Origin of the sequence: Aeromonas sp. s7(2024) (genome assembly GCF_040907825.1) — a bacterium.
GTDB classification, from domain to species: Bacteria; Pseudomonadota; Gammaproteobacteria; order Enterobacterales; family Aeromonadaceae; genus Aeromonas; species Aeromonas veronii.
This window is the reverse complement of the sequence record NZ_JBFOCM010000004.1, coordinates 98,828-124,189: the sequence shown is the minus strand read 5'-3', so window position 1 is coordinate 124,189 and position 25,362 is coordinate 98,828. Positions and strand designations below refer to the sequence as shown.

At 58.3% G+C, this 25,362-nt stretch carries 25 protein-coding genes; 9 read left to right on the top strand and 16 right to left on the bottom strand.

Annotation, left to right across the window (positions count from 1 at the left end; translation table 11 throughout):
* Positions 1-204 precede the first annotated feature (204 nt).
* Positions 205-1,200 carry a type I glyceraldehyde-3-phosphate dehydrogenase gene (gene gap / locus AB5Y73_RS00620; RefSeq protein WP_005335708.1) on the top strand — a complete coding sequence of 332 codons (996 nt, stop codon included), beginning with the start codon at positions 205-207 and terminating at the stop codon, positions 1,198-1,200.
* Positions 1,201-1,286: 86 nt separating this feature from the next.
* Entirely contained in the window at positions 1,287-2,153 is an 867-nt protein-coding gene (locus AB5Y73_RS00615; protein WP_107682755.1) for a D-hexose-6-phosphate mutarotase, read from the top strand.
* A 70-nt stretch (positions 2,154-2,223) separates the two neighbouring features.
* Here the strand turns inward: AB5Y73_RS00615 and nadA are convergent, their stop codons facing one another.
* Positions 2,224-3,297 (bottom strand): quinolinate synthase NadA, encoded by a 1,074-nt coding sequence (gene nadA / locus AB5Y73_RS00610; RefSeq protein ID WP_005335706.1) that lies wholly within the window; start codon positions 3,295-3,297, stop codon positions 2,224-2,226.
* A 140-nt stretch (positions 3,298-3,437) separates the two neighbouring features.
* On the opposite strand from nadA, the gene AB5Y73_RS00605 reads away from it, so the two are divergent.
* Positions 3,438-5,543 carry a methyl-accepting chemotaxis protein gene (locus tag AB5Y73_RS00605; RefSeq protein ID WP_107682754.1) on the top strand — a complete coding sequence of 702 codons (2,106 nt, stop codon included), beginning with the start codon at positions 3,438-3,440 and terminating at the stop codon, positions 5,541-5,543.
* Positions 5,544-5,612: 69 nt separating this feature from the next.
* Here AB5Y73_RS00605 and AB5Y73_RS00600 read toward each other — a convergent pair whose 3' ends face one another.
* Both AB5Y73_RS00600 and AB5Y73_RS00595 read right to left on the bottom strand, forming a co-directional pair.
* On the bottom strand, positions 5,613-6,068 hold the full coding sequence (locus AB5Y73_RS00600; protein WP_179902546.1) for an NfeD family protein: 456 nt from the start codon (positions 6,066-6,068) through the stop codon (positions 5,613-5,615).
* Complete coding sequence (locus AB5Y73_RS00595) at positions 6,065-6,988, bottom strand: SPFH domain-containing protein (protein WP_005335703.1); 924 nt, start codon at positions 6,986-6,988, stop codon at positions 6,065-6,067. The genes AB5Y73_RS00600 and AB5Y73_RS00595 overlap by 4 nt, the downstream gene beginning before the upstream one ends.
* Positions 6,989-7,185: 197 nt before the next feature.
* Between AB5Y73_RS00595 and cysG the strand changes: the two genes are divergently transcribed.
* The 5 genes from cysG (at position 7,186) to cysC (ending at position 13,635) form a co-directional block, all read left to right on the top strand.
* Entirely contained in the window at positions 7,186-8,622 is a 1,437-nt protein-coding gene (gene cysG / locus AB5Y73_RS00590; RefSeq protein ID WP_107682752.1) for a siroheme synthase CysG, read from the top strand.
* Between the two features lie 72 nt (positions 8,623-8,694).
* Positions 8,695-9,627: a sulfate adenylyltransferase subunit CysD gene (gene cysD, locus AB5Y73_RS00585; protein WP_319919738.1), complete on the top strand. Its 933-nt coding sequence runs from the start codon at positions 8,695-8,697 to the stop codon at positions 9,625-9,627.
* A gap of 12 nt (positions 9,628-9,639) precedes the next feature.
* Positions 9,640-11,067 (top strand): sulfate adenylyltransferase subunit CysN, encoded by a 1,428-nt coding sequence (gene cysN, locus AB5Y73_RS00580; RefSeq protein WP_118854595.1) that lies wholly within the window; start codon positions 9,640-9,642, stop codon positions 11,065-11,067.
* 4 nt (positions 11,068-11,071) lie between these two features.
* On the top strand, positions 11,072-12,796 hold the full coding sequence (locus tag AB5Y73_RS00575; protein ID WP_107682750.1) for an SLC13 family permease: 1,725 nt from the start codon (positions 11,072-11,074) through the stop codon (positions 12,794-12,796).
* 248 nt (positions 12,797-13,044) lie between these two features.
* Positions 13,045-13,635 (top strand): adenylyl-sulfate kinase, encoded by a 591-nt coding sequence (cysC, locus tag AB5Y73_RS00570; RefSeq protein ID WP_107682749.1) that lies wholly within the window; start codon positions 13,045-13,047, stop codon positions 13,633-13,635.
* 376 nt (positions 13,636-14,011) lie between these two features.
* On the opposite strand, the gene AB5Y73_RS00565 is transcribed toward cysC, so the two are convergent.
* The 12 genes from AB5Y73_RS00565 to AB5Y73_RS00510 form a co-directional block, all read right to left on the bottom strand.
* Positions 14,012-14,647, bottom strand: a complete 636-nt coding sequence (locus AB5Y73_RS00565; protein ID WP_107682748.1) for a hypothetical protein — start codon at positions 14,645-14,647, stop codon at positions 14,012-14,014.
* 144 nt (positions 14,648-14,791) lie between these two features.
* Positions 14,792-15,421: a hypothetical protein gene (locus AB5Y73_RS00560; RefSeq protein ID WP_368147141.1), complete on the bottom strand. Its 630-nt coding sequence runs from the start codon at positions 15,419-15,421 to the stop codon at positions 14,792-14,794.
* A gap of 197 nt (positions 15,422-15,618) precedes the next feature.
* Positions 15,619-15,978, bottom strand: a complete 360-nt coding sequence (locus AB5Y73_RS00555; protein ID WP_107682746.1) for a hypothetical protein — start codon at positions 15,976-15,978, stop codon at positions 15,619-15,621.
* A gap of 404 nt (positions 15,979-16,382) precedes the next feature.
* Positions 16,383-18,002: a PAS domain-containing methyl-accepting chemotaxis protein gene (locus tag AB5Y73_RS00550; RefSeq protein ID WP_181497081.1), complete on the bottom strand. Its 1,620-nt coding sequence runs from the start codon at positions 18,000-18,002 to the stop codon at positions 16,383-16,385.
* Between the two features lie 276 nt (positions 18,003-18,278).
* Positions 18,279-19,139: a TIGR03899 family protein gene (locus AB5Y73_RS00545; RefSeq protein ID WP_047439578.1), complete on the bottom strand. Its 861-nt coding sequence runs from the start codon at positions 19,137-19,139 to the stop codon at positions 18,279-18,281.
* 104 nt (positions 19,140-19,243) lie between these two features.
* Positions 19,244-19,717, bottom strand: a complete 474-nt coding sequence (locus AB5Y73_RS00540; protein WP_107682744.1) for a DUF3299 domain-containing protein — start codon at positions 19,715-19,717, stop codon at positions 19,244-19,246.
* A gap of 31 nt (positions 19,718-19,748) precedes the next feature.
* Positions 19,749-20,996 (bottom strand): ABC transporter permease, encoded by a 1,248-nt coding sequence (locus tag AB5Y73_RS00535; RefSeq protein ID WP_043821722.1) that lies wholly within the window; start codon positions 20,994-20,996, stop codon positions 19,749-19,751.
* Complete coding sequence (locus tag AB5Y73_RS00530) at positions 20,990-21,679, bottom strand: ABC transporter ATP-binding protein (protein WP_107682743.1); 690 nt, start codon at positions 21,677-21,679, stop codon at positions 20,990-20,992. The genes AB5Y73_RS00535 and AB5Y73_RS00530 overlap by 7 nt, the downstream gene beginning before the upstream one ends.
* A 4-nt stretch (positions 21,680-21,683) precedes the next feature.
* Complete coding sequence (locus tag AB5Y73_RS00525; RefSeq protein ID WP_107682742.1) at positions 21,684-22,262, bottom strand: DUF2796 domain-containing protein; 579 nt, start codon at positions 22,260-22,262, stop codon at positions 21,684-21,686.
* A gap of 32 nt (positions 22,263-22,294) precedes the next feature.
* A complete protein-coding gene (locus AB5Y73_RS00520; RefSeq protein ID WP_107682741.1) occupies positions 22,295-22,594 on the bottom strand; it encodes a hypothetical protein in 300 nt (99 codons plus the stop codon).
* A 44-nt stretch (positions 22,595-22,638) separates the two neighbouring features.
* Complete coding sequence (locus AB5Y73_RS00515) at positions 22,639-23,181, bottom strand: YtfJ family protein (RefSeq protein ID WP_005343253.1); 543 nt, start codon at positions 23,179-23,181, stop codon at positions 22,639-22,641.
* Between the two features lie 220 nt (positions 23,182-23,401).
* Positions 23,402-24,292, bottom strand: a complete 891-nt coding sequence (locus tag AB5Y73_RS00510; protein ID WP_103250934.1) for a hypothetical protein — start codon at positions 24,290-24,292, stop codon at positions 23,402-23,404.
* Positions 24,293-24,431: 139 nt separating this feature from the next.
* Between AB5Y73_RS00510 and AB5Y73_RS00505 the strand changes: the two genes are divergently transcribed.
* A complete protein-coding gene (locus AB5Y73_RS00505; RefSeq protein ID WP_005335669.1) occupies positions 24,432-24,779 on the top strand; it encodes a hypothetical protein in 348 nt (115 codons plus the stop codon).
* Between the two features lie 28 nt (positions 24,780-24,807).
* On the opposite strand, the gene ppa is transcribed toward AB5Y73_RS00505, so the two are convergent.
* Positions 24,808-25,338 (bottom strand): inorganic diphosphatase, encoded by a 531-nt coding sequence (gene ppa / locus AB5Y73_RS00500; protein ID WP_005335667.1) that lies wholly within the window; start codon positions 25,336-25,338, stop codon positions 24,808-24,810.
* Positions 25,339-25,362 lie beyond the last annotated feature (24 nt).

Here is a 25,362-nt window from a genome sequence, read left to right as displayed (position 1 = left end):
ACTATTGTTGATATCTGCGCGATGCCACGATCTGGCACTTTTTTCGTCAAAACGTGGTAATCAGTTACATAAACAGAAAATTAATTTCACAGTTTTTCATGATATAGCGCAATTTCAGACAGAATGTTGGTTGACTCACCGGAGAGTTCTAGTAAATTTACAAGCGGAATTTTCTTTGACTACTGAACAGTTAGGTAACTAAATATGACTATCAAAGTAGGTATTAACGGTTTTGGCCGTATCGGTCGTTTCGTATTCCGTCTGGCTTGCGAGCGTGCAGACATCGAAGTTGTTGGTATCAACGACCTGATCGATGTTGACTACATGGCTTACATGCTGAAGTACGATTCAACTCACGGTCGTTTCAACGGTACCGTTGAAGTTAAAGACGGCAACCTGGTTGTAAACGGCAAAACCGTACGTGTTACCGCTGAGCGTGACCCGGCCAACCTGAAGTGGGGCGAAATCGGTGTTGACGTTGTTGCTGAAGCTACCGGTCTGTTCCTGACCGACGAGACTGCTCGTAAGCACATCGCTGCTGGTGCCAAGAAAGTTGTTCTGACTGGCCCGTCCAAAGACGCTACCCCGATGTTTGTAATGGGTGTTAACGACTCTACCTACGCTGGCCAGGACATCGTTTCCAACGCTTCCTGCACCACCAACTGCCTGGCACCGATCGCCAAGGTTCTGAACGATACCTTCGGTATCGAGTCTGGCCTGATGACCACCGTTCACGCTACCACTGCTACCCAGAAGACCGTTGATGGTCCGTCTGCCAAAGACTGGCGCGGTGGCCGCGGTGCGGCTCAGAACATCATCCCGTCCTCTACCGGTGCAGCCAAAGCTGTTGGCGTAGTTATCCCGGAACTGAAAGGCCTGCTGACCGGTATGGCTTTCCGTGTTCCGACTCCGGACGTGTCTGTTGTTGACCTGACCGTTAACCTGAAGAAAGCTGCCACCTACGCAGAAATCTGTGAAGCGATGAAAGCTGCTTCCGAAGGCGCTATGAAAGGCGTTCTGGGCTACACCGAAGACGAAGTTGTATCTACCGACTTCCTGGGCGAGCGTCAGACCTCCGTATTCGACGCCAAGGCTGGTATCCAGCTGAACGACAAATTCGTTAAAGTTGTATCCTGGTACGACAACGAAATGGGCTACTCCAGCAAAGTTCTGGACCTGATCGCTCACATCTCCAAGTAATTTGGGATGCGCAATCGCGTAGCTTGAAAAAGGCGGCCATTGGCCGCCTTTTTGTTTTTCGGTTTCCCCTGATGACAGGAGTCCACATGCAATCCATTCGTCCCCTGACAGCCAATTGCAAGCTTGCCAACAATGCGGCCGGTCTGCCGGTTCTCACCATCAACAACGACTATGCCAAGGCAGAAATCAGCCTGTTTGGCGCCCATGTGCTGAGCTATCAGCGTCATGGCGAGCCGGCCTCCATCTGGCTGAGCGACAAGGCGGTGCTGGATGGCAGCAAGCCTGTTCGCGGTGGTATCCCGATCTGCTGGCCCTGGTTTGGCCCGGCGCCCGCCCGCGTCGGTAGCGGCAAGCCCTCCCACGGTTTTGCCCGTACCACCCTCTGGATGCTGGACGGGGTCTCCGATCACGCCGATGGCACGCTTGTTCATCTCTCCCTGCACGACAGCGATGCGACCCGCGCCCTGTGGGATCACCCCTTCGAGCTGGAACTGGACGTGCTGGTTGGCAAAGAGCTTTCGCTGGTGCTGACCACTCGCAATACAGGTGCTCAGCCGTTGACTTACAGCGGTGCGCTGCATACCTATTTGCAAATCAGTGCGCCGGAAGCGGTGAGCGTCACCGGCTTGGGCGAGCCCTATGCTGACAAGCTGACCGGACAGGATGCCAAGCAGCAGGGTGCATTGACCCTGAACGGGCCGCTGGATCGGGTCTACTGGCAGCCAGAGGCGCTGGTGAGGGTGCAGGATGGTGAGCGCGAGACCCGGGTTGTCAGTGGCAACCACGACAGCGTGGTGGTCTGGACCCCCTGGCTGGAAGGGGCCACCGCCATGGCCGACATGAGCGACGATGGCTATCGCACCATGCTCTGCGTCGAAGCGGCTATCGCCGGTGAGGCGGGTGTGACCGTTGCGCCGGATGAAGAGCACAGCCTCTCCACTGTGATCATCTGAGCAGGATGAGTTTCAGATAAATAAAGAGGGCTCCCACGGGAGCCCTCTTTGCATCTGGTGACGGCGGCAATCAGGCGTTGCCCTGGGTCTTGAGCTTAAGTTCGGCGGCGAAATTGAGCATGCGATCGAGGGGGATCAAGGCTTTGACCCGCAGATCTTCATCGACATGGATCTCGTGGCGCTCGGCACCGTCGGTGAGCGCCTCCTTGATCGCCACCAGACCGTTCATCGCCATCCAGGGGCAGTGGGCGCAGCTGCGGCAGGTAGCGCCATCGCCACCGGTCGGTGCTTCCACCATCTCTTTCTCCGGACAGGCCTGCTGCATCTTGTAGAAGATGCCCCGATCGGTCGCCACGATCAGCTTCTGCTGGGGCAGCTCCTTGGCCGCCTTGATCAGCTGGCTGGTGGAGCCCACCGCATCGGCCAGCTCGATCACCGAGGCGGGGGATTCCGGATGAACCAGCACGGCGGCGTCCGGATTCTGCTCTTTCAGCTCGCGCAGGGCGCGGGCCTTGAACTCGTCGTGGACGATGCAGTGGCCCTGCCAGCGCAGCATCTGCGCCCCGGTCTTCTTCTCGATATAGGCACCCAGATGGCGATCCGGGCCCCAGATGATCTTGTGACCCAGGCTGTCGAGGTGCTCGACGATCTCGAGCGCGATGCTGGAGGTCACCACCCAGTCAGCCCGCGCTTTGACCGCAGCCGAGGTATTGGCATAGACCACCACGGTATGGTCGGGATTGGCATCGCAGAAGGCGGAGAACTGCTCGATGGGACAACCCAGATCGAGGGAGCATTCGGCCTCCAGAGTCGGCATCAGCACCCGCTTGTGAGGGCTCAGGATCTTGGAGGTTTCCCCCATGAAGCGCACCCCGGCGACGATCAGGGTTTGCGCCTCGTGATCGCGGCCAAAACGGGCCATCTCCAGCGAGTCACCGACGAAACCACCGGTGGCTTCGGCCAGCGCCTGGATCTCGGGATCCGTGTAGTAGTGGGCAACCAGTACCGCTTTGCGCTCCTTGAGCAGCGCCTTGATTTCTGTGGTCAAGGTCGTTCTCTGCTCGGCACTTAGGGGAAGAGGTTTTGCCGGAAAGGGGTAGTCCATCGCGACTACCGGCGGGACACTGCTCAGTGCATTGCTCATTGCGACTGTTCCATCAACGCTCGGGAAGGCAAAAATTATAACCAGAAGCCTGCCACAAACCCATCAACAAATCGGGTGAAGCGCAAGTGGGCGAATATACTCAAGTAATTCGTTGTTATTCTGCCATAAGGAGTTGTCGCATGAAGCAACGTTCCCTCAAGTTCAAGCTGTTGTGCCTTACCATGGGGCTGTTTCTGCTGACCGGGCTGGCCATGACCCTGTTGCAATCGGCCTCTTTCAGTTCCCTTCGCAACATGGTGATGACCCGGACCAGCGATGCACTGGAAGAGGAGGTCTCCCGCAGCCTGCAGTATCAGGCAGAGCGCTATGCCATCCAGATTGCCTCGCTGATGCAGAACTCCTATCAGATCCCCCTGACCGTGACCGCCCAGATTGAAGCCGGGATGGCCAAACCGGAACTGCGCTTGTCGCGGCCTCAAGTGGAGTACTTGCTCGGTAGCAGCCTGCAGCAGGCGAGCGGGATCAGCTCCATCTACGCCCAGTTTGAACCGGACGGCTATGATGGCGAGGATGGCAACTGGCTGGGCGGGGCCAGCCACTCGGTGGCAGGCAAGGGGAGTCTGGAGGTCTATTTCACCAAGGATCAGGGAGGGGCCGTCGCTCAGCAAGCGGTGGACGCCGCTGCCAGCGAGGCCAAGTTTGATACCTCCCTCAACGAGTTTGGCATTCGCAACAGCGAGTGGTATCTCTGTGGTCGCGATACCCGCCAGCCCTGCCTGATGGAGCCCTACCTCTACGAAATCAGCCCGGGCAACAAGATGCTGATGACCAGTCTGACGGTGCCCGTGCTGCGTGACGGCAAGTTTGTCGGGCTGGCCGGGGTGGATATGAACCTGCCCATCTTCCAGCAACTGGCTGAAAACCTTGGCAAGAGCCTCTATGACAACAAGGCGGATGTGACTCTGGTCAGCAAGATGGGGCTGATTGTGGGCAGCAACCGCTATGCCGACAAGCTGGGCCGTCCACTCAAGGAGGTGGGCCTGACCCTGCCTGACGGTCAGCCGGTCAGCAGCGATAGTGACTTTATTCTTCATCAGCCCATCCGGGTTGAGGCAGCCAATACCCAGTGGTGGTTGATGATCAAGGTGCCCAAGGCGCTGGCGCTCGGCAAGGCGCACGCCATCAGCAATGAACTGGGTGCCCTGCTGGTGGATGCCCAGCGGCAGCAGATCATCGCCATGGGCGGGATTACCCTGTTGGTGCTGGGGCTGCTGGTCTGGTTTATCCAGACCATCACAGCGCCACTTTCTCTTATCAGCCGCCATGTGGGCCATCTCTCCAGCAACGAGGGGGACCTGACCCAGCAGATGGAGATCGACACCCATCAGGAGCTGATCGATCTGGGTTCCCAGCTCAATGCCTTCCTCGGCAAGCTGCGGGGCATGGTGCAAATGAGCAAGGGGATCGGCCAGCAGGTCTACCAGCAGGCGCGGGAGATGAAACATACCGCTGACACCATGCGCAACAGTCTGGACGAGCAGAATCTGGAGTTGGAGAGCGTGGTGAGCGCAATGCACCAGATGAGTACCACGGCAGTCAGTGTGGCAGGTTATGCCGAGCAGGCAGCGCAGGAGTCGGAAGCGGCGACCCACCACATCAATACTGCCCAGCAGACCCTCAGCAACGCCCGCAACGAGATCCATACTCTGGTCGGCGATATGCATGAGGCGGATAAAGCGGTGGCGCTGGTGGCCCAGCGCAGCACCAATATCAGCCGGATCCTCGATGTGATCCGCGCCATTGCCGAGCAGACCAACCTGCTGGCCCTCAACGCCGCCATCGAAGCGGCGCGGGCGGGTGACATGGGCCGCGGCTTTGCAGTGGTGGCGGACGAGGTGCGGGCGCTGGCGACCAAGACCCGTGAATCGACCGACGAGATTGGCCAGCTGATTGGCAGCCTGCAGACCGAGGTGAGCAGCAGTCAGCGTTTGATGAATACCGGTATCGAGCGCTCCACTACCACGGTGCAGGGTACCGAGCAGGCGTTTGAGGCGCTCAATCGGGTGGTGGCCCAGATCCAGCAGATCCACGACCACATCAGTCAGGTAGCCACCGCCGCCGAGCAGCAGAGTGCGGTGAGCGATACCATCAACCAGAACCTGATGCGGATCGGCGATACCGCTAACGTGATCGGGCAGGAGGCCAGCTCCAGCCATCAACTGAGCGAAGCGCTGGAGCAAGCAGCCACGGCGCTGGCCAGTCAGCTCGATCGGTTGCGTACCTGAGTGGCCGCCAGAGAGACAAAAGCCCGCGAGCGATCGCGGGCTTTTTTATCACTCGATGGCAGAGCTGAGTCAGTTGCGGGGTTCAACCAGCAGGATGTGGGAGTCGGCCCCCACTACCCTGACCTTGCTGCCTGCCGGCAGAGACTCGTCACAGCGCACTGTCCAGACCGTGTCGTCCAGATGTACCCGGCTGGTGCCTTGGGCGACATCATCCAGCAGGGTCAGCTCGCGGCCCATATAGCTTTGCATCCGCTCGTTGATGGTGCTGGCGGCATCCTGACCCGAGTTGTCACGCTGGTGCTGCCAGCGCCACCAGGCCCAGGTGGTGAGCAGGGATTGCACCGCAAACAGCAGCAACTGCGCCTGCCAGCCAAAGGGCCAGAGCAGCAGCAGTAGCCCCACTTCCAGCGCGGCGATGCCGGTCCAGAGCAAAAAGCCCACCGAGCCGAGCACCTCGATGGCCAGCAGAATGAAGCCGAGCCCCAGCCAGTGCCAGTGGGTCAGCCCCTCTAACAGGGCTGTCATGACTTGCTGCCCTTGCCATCTTTGTTGAACAGCTCGGCCATGCCAGCCACAGATCCAATCAGGCTGCCCGCTTCCAGCGGCATCATGATGATCTTGCTGTTGGGGCCTTCACCGATGCGGGCCAGTGCCTCGGTATATTTCTGGGCCACGAAGTAGTTGATGGCCTGCAGGTCTCCTTCCGCAATCGCCTGGGAAACCATATGGGTCGCCTTGGCTTCCGCTTCGGCAGCCCGCTCCCGTGCTTCTGCAGCGAGGAAGGCGGCCTGACGCTCACCTTCGGCTTTGAGGATCTGGGACTGCTTCTCACCCTCGGCTTTCAGGATCTTGGACTGGCGCACCCCTTCGGCTTCCAGCACCTCGGCCCGTTTCTGGCGCTCGGCCTTCATCTGGGCGTTCATCGCCTCGACCAGTGCCAGCGGTGGGCGCACATCTTTAATCTCGATGCGGGTCACCTTGATGCCCCAGGGGGCGGTGGCGGCATCCATGGTGCGCAGCAGCTTCTCGTTGATGGTGTCGCGCTGGGAGAGCATCTCGTCCAGCTCCATGGCGCCGAGCACGGTCCGCATATTGGTCATGGTGAGATTGCGGATGGCGCTGGTGAGATCGTTGACCTCGTAGCCCGCTTTACGGGCATCCACCACCTGCACAAAGCTGATGGCGTCGATGGTGACGTTGGCGTTGTCGCGGGAGATCACCTCTTGTGCCGGGATGTCCAGCACCTGCTCCATCATGATGATCTTGTGGCCGACCCGATCCACGTAGGGGATCAGCAGGTTGAGACCCGGGGTCAGGGTGCGGGTGTAGCGGCCGAAGCGCTCTACCGTCCAGTTGTAGCCCTGGGGCACTATCTTAATACCCGCGCTCAGAGTGGCGAGCACCAGGAACACAAAAATCCCTAGCACAATCAATGATTCATTCATCATTTAGCTCCTTATGAAACACAGTCCCTAGCCTATGGTCTGGCGTCAGGTACCACAAGTGACTTTGTACGCCTTTGTCATGAATTGGCTTTGCTAATTACCAAAACGCATTAAAAAGCATTTTTTATTATTTTGAGGGATAAGCTGCCCTGCCTATAGTCGCCCCATATTAGTCGTGTTCCGAGGGATGGGCCGAAATGGATTATTTACCTATGTTTGCCAAGTTGGAAGGCCGCCCGGTACTGCTGGTGGGCGGGGGCGAGGTTGCCCTGCGCAAGGCGCGCCTGCTGCTGGCAGCCGGTGCCCGGCTGACCCTGGTCTCCCCGGAGCTTGAACCGGAATTTGCGGAATTCACCGGTCGTTTCACCCATCTGGCGGCGCGTTTCACCCCGGCCCATCTGGCTGGTCAGATTTTGGTGGTGGCGGCGACCGACAATCTCGAAGTCAATGCGCTGGTTTATCAAAGTGCCAATCAGCTGGGTCTGTTCGTCAACGTGGTGGATGACCCCAAACGCTCCAGCTTTATCTTCCCCTCGATCATCGATCGCTCGCCGCTGATGGTGGCGGTCTCCAGCGGCGGCAAGGCGCCGGTGCTGGTGCGCCTGCTGCGCGAGCGGCTGGAGAGTCTGCTGCCGCGCCATCTTGGCGGGCTGACCGAGCTCTCCGGCCGGGTCCGTGACAAGGCCAAGCGGGTGCTCTCCTCGATTTCCGATCGCCGCCGCTTCTGGGAGCGCGCCTTTGCCTCCAACACCCTCGCTAGCCTGATTGAAAAAGAGGATTGGCAAGGGGCCGAGCAGTGGCTGAGCGATGGCCTCGATCAGGCGAAAAGCGAAGTGGGCGAAGTGGTGCTGGTCGGCGCGGGCCCCGGCGATCCGGGCCTCTTGACCCTCAAGGCGCTGCAACAGATTCAACAGGCTGAAGTGGTGCTCTACGACCAGCTGGTCTCGCCTGAGATCCTAGATCTGGTGCGCCGCGACGCCACTCTGGTGTCGGTCGGCAAGAAGGCGGGTGCCCACAGCGTGCCGCAGGAGGAGACCAATCGCCTGCTGGTGGAATACGCCAAGGCGGGCAACCGGGTGGTGCGGCTGAAAGGGGGCGATCCCTTTATGTTTGGCCGGGGTGGCGAGGAGCTGGAAGTGCTGGCCGATGAAGGCATCCCCTTCTCGGTAGTGCCCGGCATCACGGCCGCCGCCGGGGCCACCGCCTATGCCGGTATTCCGCTGACTCACCGTGATTATGCCCAGAGCGCCGTCTTTATTACCGGCCACTGCCAGAAAGAGGGCAAGGAGCCCGACTGGCAGCAGCTCGCCGCCACCAGTCAGACCCTGGTCATCTACATGGGGCTGATGCGCTCCGAGCATATCCAGCAGCAGCTGGTGAATCACGGCAGAAGCCAAGCCACCCCCATCGCCATCATCGAGCGCGGCACCACATCCCGTCAGCGGGTGCTGACCGGCACGCTGGCCGACTTGGCCGAGCTGGCCAAACAAGCGGTGAGCCCGTCGCTTATCGTCATCGGCGAAGTGGTCGCCCTGCGCGATCGGCTCGCCTGGTTTGGAGAGCAGGGCGGCGAGCAGCTGCGCGCTAACCCGGATCTCGATGGCTGCGACCTCAAGCTGGTGCAGCTGGCCTGACCCGGAAAGAGATATTTGATGCGGCTGCCGGTGCGGCCGCGCACTGAACCACCCAGCGCCCCGAGCAGGCGCATAAGCAATGACCCGAGGACCAACATGGACCGTGAAAGATTGACGCACTTGCAGCAGCTGGAAGCCGAGAGCATCCATATCATCCGCGAGGTGGCTGCCGAATTTGAAAACCCGGTGATGATGTACTCCATCGGCAAGGACTCCTCCGTCATGCTGCACCTGGCCCGCAAGGCCTTCTATCCGGGCAAGATCCCCTTCCCCTTGCTCCACGTCGATACCGACTGGAAGTTCAAGGAGATGATCAAGTTTCGCGACGAGACCGCCAGGAAGTACGGGCTGGATCTGATCGTCCACAAGAACCCGGAAGGGCTCGCCATGGGCATCAACCCCTTCGTGCACGGCAGCGGCAAGCACACCGACATCATGAAGACCGAGGGGCTCAAGCAGGCGCTCAACAAATATGGCTTCGATGCCGCCTTCGGCGGCGCCCGCCGCGACGAGGAGAAGTCCCGCGCCAAGGAGCGGGTCTACTCCTTCCGTGACAAGTCCCACCGCTGGGATCCGAAGAACCAGCGCCCGGAGCTGTGGCGTGTCTACAACAGCCAGGTCAACAAGGGGGAGAGCATCCGGGTGTTCCCGCTCTCCAACTGGACCGAGCTGGATATCTGGCAATACATCTATCTGGAAAAGATCGACATAGTGCCGCTCTACTTCGCCGCTTACCGTCCGGTGGTGGAGCGCAACGGCATCAAGATCATGGTGGATGACGATCGTATGCCCATCGGCCCAGAAGACGAAGTGAAGCAGGAGCTGGTTCGTTTCCGCACCCTCGGTTGCTACCCGCTGACCGGGGCCATCGAATCCGATGCCACCACCTTGCCGGAAATTATTGAAGAGATGCTGCTCACCACTTCGAGCGAGCGGCAAGGGCGGCTGATTGACCACGATCAGGCCGGCTCCATGGAGCAGAAGAAGCGTCAGGGATATTTCTAAGGAGTCGTCAGCATGAACAGCCATATTCAGACCGCCATCACCGAACAGGGCATCGAAGCCTACCTGCACGCCCAGCAGCACAAGAGTCTGCTGCGTTTTCTCACCTGCGGCAGCGTGGATGACGGCAAGAGCACCCTTATCGGTCGCCTGCTGCACGACTCCCAGCAGATTTATGAAGATCAGCTCAAAGCGCTGGAGTCCGACAGCCAGAAGCTCGGCACCACCGGCGAGAAGCTGGACTTGGCGCTGCTGGTTGACGGCCTGCAAGCGGAGCGCGAGCAGGGCATCACCATCGACGTGGCCTATCGCTATTTCTCCACCGCCAAGCGCAAATTTATCATCTCGGATACCCCGGGCCACGAGCAGTACACCCGCAATATGGCGACCGGCGCCTCCACCTGCGATCTGGCCATCATTCTGATCGATGCCCGCAAAGGGGTGCTGGATCAGACCCGCCGCCACAGCTTTATTGCGAGCCTGCTCGGCATCAAGCAGTTCGTGGTGGCGGTCAACAAGATGGATCTGGTGGAGTTCAGTCAGGAGGTGTTCGAGCGTATCAGTGCCGATTACCGCGAGTTCGCCAAGAAGCTCAGCGTCGACACCATCCATATCGTGCCGGTTTCGGCGCTGGACGGTGACAACGTGGTCAACCAGAGCGACAAGCTGGCCTGGTACGAAGGCGAAACCCTGCTTGCCCTGCTGGAGTCGGCAGAAGTTGAGCGCGAGCTGGAGCGTCATCCGGTGCGCCTGCCGGTGCAGTATGTGAACCGCCCCAACCTCGATTTTCGCGGCTTCGCGGGGACGCTCGCCTCCGGCATCCTGCGGGTGGGCGACCGGCTGGCGGTGCTGCCGTCGGGCAAGGAGAGCACAGTGACCCGCATCGTCACCTTCGACGGGGATCTGGAGTACGCCCTGCCGGGTCAGGCCATCACCGTCACCTTCGCGGACGAGATCGACATCAGCCGGGGCGACCTGCTGGTGGATGCCGCCAACCGTCCGCAAGTGACCCAGAACCTGCTGGCCCATATCGTCTGGATGGGGGAAGAGTCCCTGCAACCGGGCCGGGTCTACGACGTCAAGCTGGCCACCAAGAAGAGTCGCGGTCAGGTGGAGGCCATCCGTCACCGCATCGAGATCAACAAGCTGGACGAACTGCCCGCGAGCGAGCTCAAGCTCAACGAGATCGGCCTGTGCGAGCTGAGCCTCACCGACCCGGTGGCGTTCGACCCGTATCAGGAGATCCGCGATACCGGCAGCTTTATCCTGATCGACCGGCTGACCAACGTCACCGTCGGCGCCGGCATGATAGTGGAAGGCTTGGCCGCCAAAGCGGTAAAAGGGCACTACAGCGAGTTCGAAATCGAGCTCAACGCCTTGGTGCGCAAGCACTTCCCGCACTGGCAAGCCCTTGCCATCGGTAACGACACAAGCAAGGAGTAAGCCCATGACCTGGCAACAATTCCTGGTGCTGGGTCTGCTGGCTGCTCTCGTGGCCCTGCTGATCCAGGGCAAACTCCGCCCGGCGCTGCTCTTCTCGGGCGCCGTGCTCATCACCTACCTGAGCGGGCTGGCGGATATCAACGCCGTGGTGGCGGGCTACACCAACAGTGCTCTGTTGACGCTGGTGCTGTTGCTGCTGGTGTCGCTGGCGGTGGAGAAGACCCGCATCATGAGCTGGTTCGCCAATCTGGTGGGCACGGGTTCATTCAACAAGGTGCTGGTGAAGGTGTGGTTCTCCACCGCCTTCCTGTCGGCCTTCGTCAATAACACCGCCGTGGTGGCCTCCATGCTGGGAGCGGTCAAACGCAACCCCAACCACGCGCCGTCGCGGCTGCTGCTGCCCATGTGCTTCGCGGCCACCTTTGGCGGGGTGCTGACCCTGATCGGCACCTCCACCAACCTGATCGTCAACAGCTTCCTCATCAAGATGGGGGCACCGCCGCTCGGCATGTTCGACTTCTTTATGGTGGGGGCGGGCACCCTGCTGACCGGTCTGGTGGCCGTGCTGCTGTTTGCCCGTCACCTGCCGGAGCAGGATACCGAGATGAGCCGCGAATCCGGCTACTTTCTCGAAGCCAAGGTGGGCGCCGGTTCGCCGCTGGCGGGGCGCAGCGTCAAGGAGAACGGCCTGCGCAGCCTGAAAAGTCTCTATCTGGCGGAGATCATTCGCGGCGAGCAGGTGATCTGCCCGGTGCAGCCGGAACACGAGCTGCATGAAGGGGACGTGCTGCTGTTTTGCGGCGATGTGGAGAGCGTCGGCGTGTTGCAGGAGATGAAGGGGCTGGATCTCTACGGCCAGCACCGCCTCAACGGCCAGCATCTGGTGGAGGTGATCGTCAGCCACAGCTCGCGGCTGGTGGGCCAGACCATCAAGGATGCCGAATTTCGCACTCACTTCGATGCGGTGGTATTGGCGGTGCGCCGCGGCGAAACCCAGCTGACCGGCGGCCTCGGCCAGATTGAGCTGCACGCAGGGGACACTCTGCTGCTGGCCCCCGGCCCCCAGTTTGCCCGCAACAAGTCGCTGGGGCGGGAGTTTGTGGTGGTGAGCGGGCTGGAAGCCTCCACCCGTCTCGATGGCAAGCGCAGCGCCGCCGTGGTGCTGGGGTTTCTCGGGGTGCTGGCGCTCTCGGTATTCGATCTGGTGCCGCTGTTCAAGGGCTTGCTGCTGATGCTGGTGGCGCTGCTGCTCACCCGTATTCTGACCCTGGACGAGATCCGCCGCCGCTTTCCGCTGGATATCTGGCTGGTGGTGGGCGGGGCGCTCGCCATCGCCGATCAGCTGGAAAAAAGCGGACTGGCCAAGCTTATCGCCGACTGGCTGATGGGGGAGTTCAACGGTGCCAGCCCCATCATCGCCTTTATCGGTATCTATCTGTTTACGTTGGTGCTGACCGAGCTGATGAGCAACAACGCCGCCGCCGCGCTGGCCTTCCCCATGGGTTACCAGCTGGCGCTCAGCATGGATGTCTCGACCATGCCGTTTATTCTGGCGGTGCTGTTCGGGGCGAGCTCCAGCTTTATCCTGCCCTACGGCTACCAGACCAACCTGATGGTCTATGCCGCGGGCAACTACAAGATGCCGGACTACCTCAAGCTGGCGCTGCCGGTTTCGCTGGCCTATAGCCTCGGGGTGATTGTGATGGTGCCCCTGCTGTTTCCGTTTTAAGGCGTGAGCGCCAATCAGGGAGTGTTGAATGAGTAATGCCATGGCATCAGCATGTTGTCGGCTGATCGTCCTAGGCGGCTCCCTGTGGTTCCGGACCGTTTAAGTTTTGAGGCGTGAGCGCCAATCAAGGAGTGTGGGATGAGCAATACCATGGCACCAGCACGTTGTCGGCTGATAGTCCTAGGCGGCTCCCCGTGGTGCCGGACAGTTTAAGTTTTGAGGCGTGAGCGCCAAGCAAGGAGTGTTGGATGAGCAATATCGTGTGGCACAAGCATGCCGTGGACAAACAGAGCCGGGCCGAATTGAAAGGACAAAAGCCGCTGGTGATCTGGTTTACCGGGCTGTCGGGGGCGGGCAAATCGACCCTGGCGGGGGCGCTGGAGCAGGCGCTGGCGGCACAAGGCAAGCACACCTATCTGCTGGATGGGGACAATGTGCGCCACGGCCTCTGTGGCGATCTCGGTTTCGATGATGCTGCGCGGCAGGAGAATATCCGCCGGGTTGGCGAAGTGGCAAAACTGATGGTGGATGCGGGCCTTATCGTGCTCACCGCCTTTATCTCGCCATTTCGTGCCGAGCGGGCGCTGGTACGCAATCTCTTGGGCGAAGGGGAGTTTGTCGAGGTGTTTGTCGATGCGCCGCTCGCCGTCTGTGAAGAGCGCGACCCCAAGGGGCTCTACAAGAAGGCTAGGGCAGGGGAAATTCGCAACTTTACCGGTATCGACTCCGCCTATGAGGCACCGGAACAGCCAGAAATTCATCTGCTGAATGCCGGTAAGCCGGTGGAAGTGTTGGTGGATGAGTTGCTGACCGCCCTGCGGCAGGGGAACTACCTGTAGTTGGATCGGAAGAACCTATAACAAGCCCCCGGCAGCCGGCCAGTTAGCTACCACAGGCGTTGATGAGCTGACGGCAGCCACTATAAGCAAAAGCTGGGTCATTATCGTAAAACCCATAAATACAGCTTCTTATAGTGGCACCGGCGAGTCTTGAGCCACTCCGAGGCGGTCGATAGCAACCCCGCAAAGGGATCTTCCGATCCTTGCTTATATCGCGGCGGGATTATTCGCGATTGTCCGAATACGCTGCGCTATTCGAACCTACGGGCTTAAGGGGCAGACAGCGCCACTAGCAACTTACCGCATAACACCTTAATCACCGAAACCAACGCATAGTAAAAATGCCGCGCGTTGGCTGTCCCTCTTGAAACGTTTGTTATACGTTTTTTGATCCTACATAAATTCCACTTGCATGAGATGCTTTTTCATAGCGTTTTATGTTGTTGAGAATATATTTTATGCTCTCTACATCATCTCCTAAATTTTTAGAAATACGCACCATAAAATACAAGATTCTTGACCATGCTTTAAAATGCTCATCTGTTAACTCTGATGCAACAGGAAGTAAGTTTCCAAATGTATTAAGGTCAACATCACACTGAGCTCGGATTGCATCAATTTCTGTCGTAGAAAGACCGTTTGAACTAACAAACTCAAATAAATTCTCTAAATAAGCAACATTTTCTTCATGCAACTGCCCATAGAAATTACCAACACGATACTCTTTAGGCAATGATTTGAAACCATGCTTCAAAAAGAAAATGAGATATTCTCTCAGGCGCTTCTCTTTAACAATTAAAAGCTGTAGTCGGTTTTGTTCCTGCCAGCGATCAACTATGAACAAGATAATACAAAGTTCAATAAGCATTCCTGTTAGTTCTGGCAACAAATTCCCCGAAAAGTACTCGGCGGGTTTATTAATATAAAACCCAACTCGGATACAAACTAATAGCAGGATGACAACTACGATGGTAAATGTTCCCTGCTTAGTATTACCTGGTATCCAATTCATTTCTTGTTATTTTCCTCTGACTACGTATAACGCCTTGTTGAGGTGTGAGGCAAACAATACCGAAGTCTCCGCATGCCACCTTAACTACTAAAACCAATGCATAGTAAAAATGCCAAGTGTGCCGAGTCACTCTTGAACAATTTGTTAGCTCACATAGTGTCGCAGAGCTTCCATACCAGAAGAGTCGCTCCACCGCCCAGATTTCGAAGAAGGATGATATTCATAAAACATGCTAAAATTAAATTCTTTCCACGCAAATTCAGTTACCTTACGCAACTTACCTTGTAACTTCGTTACTTCTTCAAAAAAGCATTGTGCGATGACCCCACAAACCACTATTTTAGCTTTCTGTGAAATTTCTATACTTGCATAAAGTCGCGATTCAAAACTATCTAAGGCTTTTAAACCAATCTCGCTACGCAAGATGTCTTTTATTTGATTTTTCTGAAGTTGAACCGAAGGATCGTAAATAGTTTGGATACGAAAAAATTCAACTAGTTTTGGTGGCAAATTCTCACCTGCATAACACGTACTTTGTAGAGGAATTCGAGAGCAATTAAGTATAGAGAGTTGGGTTGGAAGTGGTGCTCTGTTTTTTATTAGTTCACCAAGAGGTTGCTCGGAGTTAAATATGACTTTGCTCATATTCACGCCAGTTTCTCCCGCAGCAGGGTATCCAACTTTGAGCTCTTGAGTATGGGGGGATTCTAGAATGAAAATCACATCGCTATTCGGATGTGATAAATCTTCGATTTGAAATTTCTTTAAATTCAAATATAACACCTATCTCGTATGTTGGGCTAAAAATAGTAGGTTGGTGCTGAACGAAGTGAAGCCCAACGTTTACCGCGAACATATCTGAAAATTTGTTTTACCGAACGACCAAATCCATGTTTATCCTGCTCTGGTTGACGTTATAACGCTCGTCTGTTGAGCTTCGCTACGCTCTGCGCCAACCTACAAAAGCGAGGCTACCGAGTATAAATATCGGAACGCTCATTTATTTTACCTAGACGAACTAACCTGGAGGCAATGGAACCTTTTGTTCTTTTATGGATTCTTGATAATTCATCAACACCTAAGCCTGAATCAAAGCTATTTGCCAATAGCTCATCTTCGTCTGGCTTCCACGGCTTCCCAGCATTTTCTGGAAAATCAGATTTACGCTTTTCAGAAATGATTGATGCTTCGAGGCTCTGTTTTGCGATAAATAAAGCTCGAATGACTTTCGGCTGATTGAAGCAGCTTTCTTCAGATAACTCTTCACCGGTTTCAGGATTAACACCTTCTGATAATGCTGAGATGATTTCTAAAGCCTTAATGACATCCATATTTTTCCCTTTAACGCTGAAGAACTTGTCTGTTGGTCTTCGCTACGCGCTGTGCCAACTTACAAAAACCACGCTACCGCCCCTGAATTACAGCCTCCAGTCTGCTGCTTTACCTGAGATTTGGCACTGGCTTGGTTCATGGCTGACTCCGACGAGGGGTTGCCAAGCGGCTATGTTACCGAACGGGGCTGTGGTGAAAAGCGCAAGCGGGCGGTTTTCTGAGCAAGATCAATAAATTAATAAATAACGGACAGCGATATAACCGCTCAACAGTAGCGGCCATCAGAGCTGGGGAAAATCGGACGGTGAAAGCGGGAGTGCCGCCCTCTTGCTGGCGGGCATTAAAAAACCCTATGGGCCTGCGGGCCCATAGGGTTTTGCTGCGGTGATTGTTTGGGTAGTAGTTATCTTGCTTGGCGAACCGGCACGGCGCGGGTGGTGGCCACTTCGTAGCGGCTCTGGGTTGCCGGCGCCCCTTTCTGGAACTGGCGTACCAGCCGGTCGAGATCGCTTAACTGGTTTACCAGCTGGGTGATGCCGTGCACGGCGTGCTGGCTGCCGACGCTGGAGTCATCGGCCAGGGTCTTGATGCTGAGTACGTTGCGGTTGATCTCGGCGGTGACGTGGAACTGCTCCTGCACCGCCTGGGCAATCTGGCCGCTGCCGGAGGCCACCTGCTGCAGCATATCGTTGATCTGCTGGAGAATGGTGCCGGTTGCCGAGGCTTTTTGCTGGCAGCTCTCGGAGAGTTGGCAGCCCTTCTCCATCGCCTGCTCTGCATCCCCAGCGCTGGTTTGCAGTTCGGTGATCATCTTCTGGATCTCGCTGGTCGAGGATTGGGTCTTGATGGCGAGGGTGCGGATCTCGTCAGCCACTACCGAGAAGCCGCGACCCGCTTCGCCTGCCCGGGCCGCTTCAATGGCGGCATTGAGGGCCAGCAGGTTGGTCTGGTTGGCGATGTTGTTGATCACATCGAGGATGCCGTCGATATCGCGGCAGTGGCCGACCAGCGCACTGATCACGCTCTTGGAGGTGGTCAGCTCGCTGTTCATGCCCGCCACGGCCGCCACGGTTTCGGCCACGCTACTGTTGCCGCTCTTGAACAGCACGGCCGTTTCATCCAGCAGGCTGGAGGAGTCAGTCGAGCTTTGTGACACCTCGCGAATGGATTCCGACATCTCGGTCACGGCTGTCGCCACTTGATTGGTTTCGGCCTGCTGCTGTTGCAGGTTGTCGGTGATGGACTCGGCGTTGCGCAGATCCCCTTCGGCGGCCTGCAGGATCTTGCTGCAAGTCTGTTGGGTACGGGCCAGCACGGCGTTGAACTCGGCCTGATTCATCACCATCGAGAGTTCGATGGCGGCGATGTTGTCCACCTTGTTGGTGTAGAGCAGCTGCATCAGCGGGTTGTCAAAGCGGCTGCGGGCCATCTTGTTGAGCTTGCCGAGGCGGCGGGAGAGGGCATTCAGGGTGATGGCCGCTATCGCCAGCGGCAGGGCGACCAGCGCCAGTTGCCAGTTCATGTCGTGGTTGTAGCCCAGCGCAAACATGGCGAGCAGGCTCAGCAGCAGGCAGAGGTTGATGGTCAGGGTATGGGAGAAGGTGGGCAGCTTGTTGTTGCGAAGGTCGGCATAGACCTTCTCGGCCCGCTGTTTGATCTCCTCGCTCGGGGCGGTGCGCACCGACTGATACTCCACCACCCGGCCGCTGGCATCCTTGATGGGGGTGACAAAGGCGCTGACCCAGTAGTGATCGCCACTCTTGCAGCGGTTCTTCACCGGCCCCATCCAGCTCTTGCCTTCGCGGATATGGTTCCACAGATCGGCAAAGGCCTGTTTCGGCATGTCAGGATGACGTACCAGATTGTGGTGTTCCCCCACCAGCTCATCGAGCTGGAAGCCTGCTATCTCGCAGAACTCATCGTTGGCGTAGGTGATGCGGCTCTCCAGATCCGTGGTGGAGATCAGGCTCTGGTGGTCTGGATAGAGACGTTCTCTTTGGGTAACCGGTTGATTGATTCTCATGGCCTTACTCCCGAGCTGTGATGGTTAGATTTTGATCTACATCAAGACATCTGCAAGGGGTGGGCCAGCTGGCAAAAGCTAATGACTGATGTGTTATTAGTGCCGTTTTGGCAGGAAAAGAACGTTGCTGTTTGCAATATGCAATGGAGCAGACGGGGTGTGCCTTTGCGGCATCAGCAATTTGCAACCTATTCTGGTCAAGCCCATGAGCTGGGAGCCAGAAGCTTGATGCGAAGGAGCCACGAACCGACGGGGCATCAGCTGCCCCGCCAGAGATCAGGGGAGAGGGTCGGGAGCGGGTGAGGAGGGGGCGCTGACGAGCTGCATCACTTCAATCTGGATCCCCTGCACCAGCACGGTTTTCAGATCCTGCAGGTACTCCTCCAGCGGCGATTCTTGCAGCAGCTGAGCGAGCTCGTTGCCCACCGGGGTGAGGCGGTAGTAGAGCAGGGTGATGTTGTTCTGCTTGCACTGCAGCCGCCAGCGCTGGTTGCCGAACTCCAGCTCGACCCCATCGGCGGGCAGCGGGCCGGACTCCAGCTCCGCGCGATGCAGCAGCCCCAGCTCGAACAGTTGCAGCAGGGCGTTGTAGGGCAGTCGGTATTTGCCAAGGCCAAGGCGGGTTGCTTTGGCGCGACTCAGCAGGGTGGCCCCCTTGTGCAGCCCCAGCAGCAGTCGCTGTTCGTCGCTGCCGGTGTAGTGGCAGGTCAGTGAACAGATGCGCTGAAACAGCTGGGCTTCGCGCTGGGTCATCTCTTTGAGGGTGGCGAGCGCCCGGATGGAGAAGCGGCCCGGCGTGGCGACTTCCAGCGCGAAGATCCGCCCCCACAGCTGCTGCATCGGCACCATGCTGATATCTTCCGCCAGTTGCAGGAAGCGGGTCAGCCAGTCGCTGTCCATCTCGCCACCGGCCGCGGTCTCTTCGCAGTGGCGGGAGGCCATCACCATGATGGCTTCCAGATTGCGCTGACGGGCGGCCTGATCCGCCAGATGGCGAAAGGTGGCGCGCTGTTCGAAGGTGCTGTCGGTATTGCGGGTGAGCATGCCGTCGATGCCGCGACTGCGGGCCAGACGCAGGGTCTGCTCCTGGCTGCTCAGGATCGAACTCTCTTTTTTCGGGGGGGGGAGGTCTGCCATGCTGACTCCATTCGCACAGGTTCTGGAGCTGAATGTTACTCCAACCGGGATGCCAAGATAACAAAGCGGCCTCCGTGGAGGCCGCTTTTTTTGCAACGGGAGGATTACTCCTCGTAGACGCTCACCTCGACCGCTTCCATCGAGTAGGAGGCGGTGGCCATCTCGTGGCTGGAGCTGACCGTGCGCATCTTGCCCTTCACCCAGATGGCATCCCACAGATCATCCACCGGCGCCCCCTTGGGGTAGCTCACATAGATCACCTGATTGGTGGGGGGCGGCGGCACATGGATGCAGGCGCCGAAGTAGGGCACCAGCAGGAAGGCGGTGATCTTCTTGGCATCCCCTTCCAGCGGCACCACGAAGCCCGGAATGCGCACATCCTGGTTGTCCAGCTTCTTGTTTACCCCGCCCACCGGTTGTGGCACCGACATGGGATCTTCGTGATTGACCTGGGGCGGTGGCAGCAGTTTCTCCCCTTCCGGGATGAGCACATCCCAGTCGATGGTCTTGTAATCGGTGGCCAGGGCGGGCAGCACCAGCAGGCTGGCGAGCAGCGCCACAATTTTCCACTTCATCATCTGTCCTTCTGTTTCTATTTTGGGCGTCTCGCTAGACGCGAATGCTCATACCATCGCTCAGGCTGTAGCGGTAAGCGCGGGCAGCAGGGAGCAGGCCAATTACCATGCCTGCCAGCCACACTACCCCCAGCAACTGCCACTCGTAGGTGCTCGGCAGCCCCAGACTCAGTTGCAGGCCATAGTGGCTGAGCAGCCAGGGCGAGGCAAGCCCCTGCCCCAGATAGAGCACGGCGACCCCGAGAGCGATGCCGACCGTGGTCAGCGCCATCGCCTCCAGCGCCAGCAGCAGGAACAGATGGGCAGGGCCCGCACCGAGGGATCGCAAAATAGCGAGCTCCCGGCGCCGCTCGTTAAGCCCAGCCAGCAGGGTAGTCAGCATGCCGATCAGGCCCGCCACCACCACAAAACCGGCGATGACCGAGAGAGCGGTTTCCGCCACGCTCATCAGGCTCCACAGCTCCTGCAAGGCGGCCCCCGGCAGGATCGCCATCAGCGGCTCCTTGGGATAGGTGTTGACGCTGCGCTGCAGCTGGAACGCCAGGATCCGGTTGCTCAGCCCCACCATAAAGGCGGTGATGGTTTTCGGGGTGAGATCCTGCGCCAGCGCCTGCTCCGGCGTCACGTTCTTGCTGTGGCGGCCGGTATCCCAGCCCAGATGGATCGCCTCTATCCCCGCCAGCGGCACATGGATGGTGCGATCGATGGGCGTGCCGGTCGGCGCCAGAATGCCCACCACCTTGAACGGCAGGTTGTCGTGCTGGCTGAAGGAGGTGTTGCCAGCGCCGTGGGCGATGACGATGGATTGGTCAAGGTGATAGCCGAGCTTCTCGGCCACCTGGGCGCCGAGTACCGCTTCAAACGGCGTGTCGAATGGCCGCCCTTCCCGCAGTTGCAGCGACTGTTGCTGACCGTACTTCAGGTGAGTGAAGTAGTCGCCATTGGTGCCGAGCACCCGAAATCCCTTGTGGGAGTCACCAAGGGAAAGCGGGATGGTCCAGGCGACGCCCGGTTTCTGCTTGATAGCCTGATAGGAGTCCCACCCCACGTTGTTGGTGGGGTTGCCGATGCGAAACACCGAGTAGAGCAGCAGGTTCACCTGGCCGGAGCGGGCGCCAACGATGAGATCGGTCCCCGAGACGGTGTTGGAGAAGCTTTCGCGGGCCTGGGTGCGCACTCGTTCCACCCCGAGTAGCAGGGTGACGCTGATGGCGACGGCCAGCAGGGTGAGCCCGGCGGTGAGGCGGCGGGCCCAGAGACTTTGCAGGGCGAGCTTTAGCATGATGCCCTCCGGTTGAGCAGTTGCAGGTTTTCGACCCGCGGGAACAGGGGTTCGAGATAAGGGTCGTGGCTGACGAAGATCAGGGTCGAGCCCTGTTTGTCGCACTCCTCGAACAACAGCTTGATAAAGGCGGCCCGGTTGTCGGTGTCGAGGGCCGAGGTGGGCTCGTCGGCGATCACCAGCGGTGGCGAGCCAATCAGCGCCCGTGCGGCAGCAACCCGCTGCTGCTGGCCGATGCTGAGGGCATGCACGGGTCTGTGCAGCGCCTCGTCCGGCAGTTGCAGCTCCGCCAGCAGACGGCGCGCCTCCTGCTCCGGACTCCCTTGCAGGCGGGCCCGTTTGGCGGGCGAGAAGGTGAGGGCAGCGGTCACGTTGTCCTGCACCGAGAGAAAGGGCAGCAGATTGAACTGCTGGAAGATATAACCCAGATTGGCCGCCCGGAAGTGGTCACGGGCACGGCCAGAGAGCCGGGCCAATGGTTGGCCCAGCACCTCCAGGGTGCCGTGGTTGGCGGTCTGGATCCCGGCCAGCAACCCGAGCAGGGTCGACTTGCCAGAGCCCGACGGGCCCTTGATAAAGACCCGCTCACCCTCGCGGATGGTGAGGGCGGGCAGATCGAGTACAGCATCGCCACCTGGCCAGGCAAAGGCCAGATCGCGGATCTCAACCACGGCTTTTTTCATGGCGTTACCAGCTCAGCTTGTTGGCGGACGGGGTCAGCTCGCCCGCGGTCTGGCCGGTAGGCAGAATGCCCTGCACGCTCAGCTTCTCAAGGCTCGGATAGACGCTGAACAGGGTTGCCTCGAGGCCGGTCAGTTTGGCTGGTGTAGCGCAGGTGTAGGTGTACATGGCGCCCATATCGGCGTGACCCGCTTCGTCATGATCATGGTGGTCTTCATGTTTGTCGCTGGCAGCCTTGTCATGGTCGTGGTCGTGATCATGCTCTTCTTTGGCGGCTTGCAGCTCCTGCTGGGTCAGTTTGCAGCCAGCGGCCGGGTCGAAGCGGAACAGGGCGTCAGGCTGCTGGAGGCGGGTGACCGCTTTGGCATATTGCGCCTTCTCTTCATCGCTCTTGGCAGCGTGCTCGAAGCCCACCAGATCGGCTGCGGGTGCCTGCAGCTCGATCATCAGCTGGTTGCCATCGACAACCAGATTGAGGTGGCCGTGGCCATGCTCGTGGGCGCCGTGGCTGTGGCTCTCGTGTTCGTCGTGATTGGCGTGTGCGCCAAAGGCCGCTGCGGCCAGCAACAGAGTAACTGCTTTCATCTTTAATCCTTTTTTCAAAACAAATAACAAAATTAAACAAAGGGATAGAGAAAAGCAGAGGCTGGCGGTGCACGGATGGCATAGCAGTGAAGCGTGGCGGTATCTGCCGAGCGTTGCATGATTGAAACTGCGGGCAGAACAGAGGTCGAACCGGGGAAACAATAGGGGGTAGCGGTGATGACCTGCTTGCCATCCAGATGGAGGGCGCAAACCAGGCAGTGATGGTCGTCGTGGCCGGGCAGGGCGGATTCAAACTGGTGCCGGGCAAGGGCTGGCTGCAGCCATAACCAGCCCAGCAGCAAGATCCAGATTTTCAGTTTGATACGACCCATAGACCCTTATGGAAAGGGCGCCATCAGCGCCCTTTCTCTCTGACTTAGAGATGGGACTTGATGAGCCCCATCACGGTAGCAATGTTGTTGGCATCGAGCTGGCCATCTTTGGCAAACAGCACCTTGCCCTCTTTATCCAGCAGGATGATCGCCGAGCTTTCCGGCGTCAGATCCCAGGCGTTACGCGCCATGCCCTTGGCATCCAGCACCATGGCGGACCAGGGGAACTCTTTCTTGCTGTCCTCGGCACTGCTCTTCACGAAGCCGGAGGTGCCCCAGATGGCGTCATTGCTGTTGATGACGGTAACGGTCTGGTACTTGTCTTGCGGCAACTTGGCGGCCTTGATCGCCTCGATCATCGGGGCGTTCAGCTCCTTGGCACTGGAGCGACCGGCAATATGCTGGATCAGAAACACCTTGCCGGTGAGCGAGGTGCTCTGCCACGGCTGGTAACCGATATCCTTGCCATTCAGTACCAGCTCACCCTTGTCGCTGACATTGACCAGCGGCACCGGGTTGCCATCCTTGAAGTTGTGAGCAAAGACCAGAGATGGCAGCAGCGCCAAAGTAAGTACGAGATGTTTCATCCTGATGACACTCCATTTGTTATGTTATAACGAGTTTCGGATTGAGGGAATGGGCGAGCTTCATCCTAAACTGATCGGATCTGTTTAAAAAGTGTTAAATAAGATCGCAATTCAGAAGCGTCGGCGCCCCGCCTGTCAGGTGGTTGGCTGGCAAGGGCGGCTAGGATGGCATGACATCGATAAAAATCAATGAATTGGCTGCTGGTCTGAGCTGTCGGCGTCAGTAGAGTGATTCGCTGATAAGGGGGATCTTTGCCATGGTCATCTGCTGGGCCAGCAGGGACGAGCCGGTCAGCAACACATGGCGCTGATTATTGATCACCACCACATCACCGGGTACGCCACTGTCTGCCGTAATGGCCAGCCAGGCAGGGGAGACGCTGCCGATGCTGATATCCGGATAGATGATGCTGAGCACATATTGCGGCGCCAGCTCTGCCAGCAGGCTGGCCATCAAGAGCGCCTTCTCGTCGCTGTCGGCCTTGTTATCTTGCAGCGCCTGCAGCGGCGGCGCGAAGTGATCCAGCTGCTCCGGCTGGGTGGGGATGGCGTTCAGCCACTCCTGCAGCAGGCTGACGCTGGTGGCGAGATCCTTGGCCGCAAATTGCTGCGCCAGTGGCTTGAGGTGCCCTTTGAAGTGGTAGAAGAGCTGGGAGTAATCGGGGCGCACGCAAGGCAGCTTGCGATTGGCCGGATGAACGCAGGGCACCACCCTCATCTGGTAGAAGGCATCCTCCTGATACTGCTGGTAGGCTTGCCAGAACAGCATCGACTCCATGCTGTCGTCCCGCAGGGTGAAGGCCTGCTCCAGATTGCGAAATTTGGTAGCGGTCTCGGGGCTGCTCTGATTTATCAGGTTGATGCTGTTGTAGAGCCGCGGGCTGATATAGGCGTAAAGGGTCTCCAGCGGATTGGTGAGAGAGGCCTTCAGCAGGCTCATCTCGTGGCGACTGGCGGCCATCACCTGATCGTCGGTGGTCAGCTGGAAGTGCTTGCGCTGGCCATCGGTGGATTGCCACTGCCAGCTCATGTTGATCTCGCTGGCGTTGCTTGTAGCACCAAGGGTGGTGCTGAGAGTGAGGCTGAGCAACAGCGCGGGGGTCAGCTTCATGGTGGTGCTTCCTGCCGTGGACGATAATTAACAACTAGGTGAGCCGGCACCACTTTGGTGATGTTTCGTTTTGTGATCTGGATAACAGATTGATGTGACTTTTAATTTAATTGTGAAATTAAGTCACTCTGGAGGGGTTATGAAGCCTTGGATCATAGTGCTGTTTGGGCTGCTCAGCCTGCCAGCCATGGCGGGTCAGGTGATCGTCAACAAGGGGATGTCCATTGCGGATACCTTTGCCCTGCGTGACCAGCTGGCGCGCGAACACGAATGGCAGGAGTGGCTGCGCTACCAGCAGGCCATCAAGTGGCTGGAGGTGTTACCGGTCAACTGCGAGCTGATGAGCCAGCCGGGCGGTGGCTATCGCTGTGGCGGTGATTACTATCGTCCCTACCAGAAAGATGGTCGTGAAATATACATTCAGGGCAATCCTGCCGAAGATGCGGCCGGTCAGCTGCCGCAAACACCGACAAAAAAGGCGCCATAAGGCGCCTTTTTTACAAGCGAAGTGACGCTTACTTGGCAGCGTAACGTTCGGCAGAGGTCTTGATCTCGGCTTCGGCAGCGGCCTTGTCGCCCCAGCCTTCCACCTTGACCCATTTGCCCGCTTCCAGCTCTTTGTAGCGCTCGAAGAAGTGCTGGATCTGAGCTTTCAGCAGTTCCGGCAGATCGTTCACATCCTGGATGTGGTCGTACTGCTTGGTCAGCTTGGAGTGCGGTACGGCAACGATCTTGGCATCTTCGCCAGATTCGTCGGTCATCTTCAGCACGCCAACCGGGCGGCAGCGAATGACGGAACCGGCCAGCAGCGGGTAGGGGGTCGGAACCAGTACGTCGACGGGGTCACCATCCAGAGAGAGAGTCGCGTTCACGTAGCCGTAGTTGCACGGATAGAACATCGGGGTAGACATGAAGCGATCGACGAAAATAGCACCGCTGTCCTTGTCGACTTCGTATTTGATCGGGTCGGCATTCTGCGGGATTTCGATGATGACATAGATATCGTCGGGCAGGCTCTTGCCGGCCGGTACCAGGTTCAGGCTCATGATAATTCCTTCGTTGTTAGTATC

What these genes read in the sequence shown, in the direction of transcription:
- AB5Y73_RS00615 (WP_107682755.1), top strand. Translation starts at nt 1,287, where the DNA reads ATGCAATCCATTCGTCCCCTGACAGCCAATTGCAAGCTTGCCAACAAT.
- AB5Y73_RS00525 (WP_107682742.1), bottom strand. Translation starts at nt 22,262, where the DNA reads ATGAAAGCAGTTACTCTGTTGCTGGCCGCAGCGGCCTTTGGCGCACAC.
- AB5Y73_RS00520 (WP_107682741.1), bottom strand. Translation starts at nt 22,594, where the DNA reads ATGGGTCGTATCAAACTGAAAATCTGGATCTTGCTGCTGGGCTGGTTA.
- AB5Y73_RS00510 (WP_103250934.1), bottom strand. Translation starts at nt 24,292, where the DNA reads ATGAAGCTGACCCCCGCGCTGTTGCTCAGCCTCACTCTCAGCACCACC.
- cysN (WP_118854595.1), top strand. Translation starts at nt 9,640, where the DNA reads ATGAACAGCCATATTCAGACCGCCATCACCGAACAGGGCATCGAAGCC.
- ppa (WP_005335667.1), bottom strand. Translation starts at nt 25,338, where the DNA reads ATGAGCCTGAACCTGGTACCGGCCGGCAAGAGCCTGCCCGACGATATC.
- nadA (WP_005335706.1), bottom strand. Translation starts at nt 3,297, where the DNA reads ATGAGCAATGCACTGAGCAGTGTCCCGCCGGTAGTCGCGATGGACTAC.
- cysC (WP_107682749.1), top strand. Translation starts at nt 13,045, where the DNA reads ATGAGCAATATCGTGTGGCACAAGCATGCCGTGGACAAACAGAGCCGG.
- AB5Y73_RS00555 (WP_107682746.1), bottom strand. Translation starts at nt 15,978, where the DNA reads ATGGATGTCATTAAGGCTTTAGAAATCATCTCAGCATTATCAGAAGGT.
- AB5Y73_RS00545 (WP_047439578.1), bottom strand. Translation starts at nt 19,139, where the DNA reads ATGGCAGACCTCCCCCCCCCGAAAAAAGAGAGTTCGATCCTGAGCAGC.
- AB5Y73_RS00515 (WP_005343253.1), bottom strand. Translation starts at nt 23,181, where the DNA reads ATGAAACATCTCGTACTTACTTTGGCGCTGCTGCCATCTCTGGTCTTT.
- gap (WP_005335708.1), top strand. Translation starts at nt 205, where the DNA reads ATGACTATCAAAGTAGGTATTAACGGTTTTGGCCGTATCGGTCGTTTC.
- AB5Y73_RS00530 (WP_107682743.1), bottom strand. Translation starts at nt 21,679, where the DNA reads ATGAAAAAAGCCGTGGTTGAGATCCGCGATCTGGCCTTTGCCTGGCCA.
- AB5Y73_RS00550 (WP_181497081.1), bottom strand. Translation starts at nt 18,002, where the DNA reads ATGAGAATCAATCAACCGGTTACCCAAAGAGAACGTCTCTATCCAGAC.
- cysG (WP_107682752.1), top strand. Translation starts at nt 7,186, where the DNA reads ATGGATTATTTACCTATGTTTGCCAAGTTGGAAGGCCGCCCGGTACTG.
- AB5Y73_RS00540 (WP_107682744.1), bottom strand. Translation starts at nt 19,717, where the DNA reads ATGATGAAGTGGAAAATTGTGGCGCTGCTCGCCAGCCTGCTGGTGCTG.
- AB5Y73_RS00565 (WP_107682748.1), bottom strand. Translation starts at nt 14,647, where the DNA reads ATGAATTGGATACCAGGTAATACTAAGCAGGGAACATTTACCATCGTA.
- AB5Y73_RS00505 (WP_005335669.1), top strand. Translation starts at nt 24,432, where the DNA reads ATGAAGCCTTGGATCATAGTGCTGTTTGGGCTGCTCAGCCTGCCAGCC.
- AB5Y73_RS00600 (WP_179902546.1), bottom strand. Translation starts at nt 6,068, where the DNA reads ATGACAGCCCTGTTAGAGGGGCTGACCCACTGGCACTGGCTGGGGCTC.
- AB5Y73_RS00535 (WP_043821722.1), bottom strand. Translation starts at nt 20,996, where the DNA reads ATGCTAAAGCTCGCCCTGCAAAGTCTCTGGGCCCGCCGCCTCACCGCC.
- AB5Y73_RS00605 (WP_107682754.1), top strand. Translation starts at nt 3,438, where the DNA reads ATGAAGCAACGTTCCCTCAAGTTCAAGCTGTTGTGCCTTACCATGGGG.
- AB5Y73_RS00595 (WP_005335703.1), bottom strand. Translation starts at nt 6,988, where the DNA reads ATGAATGAATCATTGATTGTGCTAGGGATTTTTGTGTTCCTGGTGCTC.
- AB5Y73_RS00575 (WP_107682750.1), top strand. Translation starts at nt 11,072, where the DNA reads ATGACCTGGCAACAATTCCTGGTGCTGGGTCTGCTGGCTGCTCTCGTG.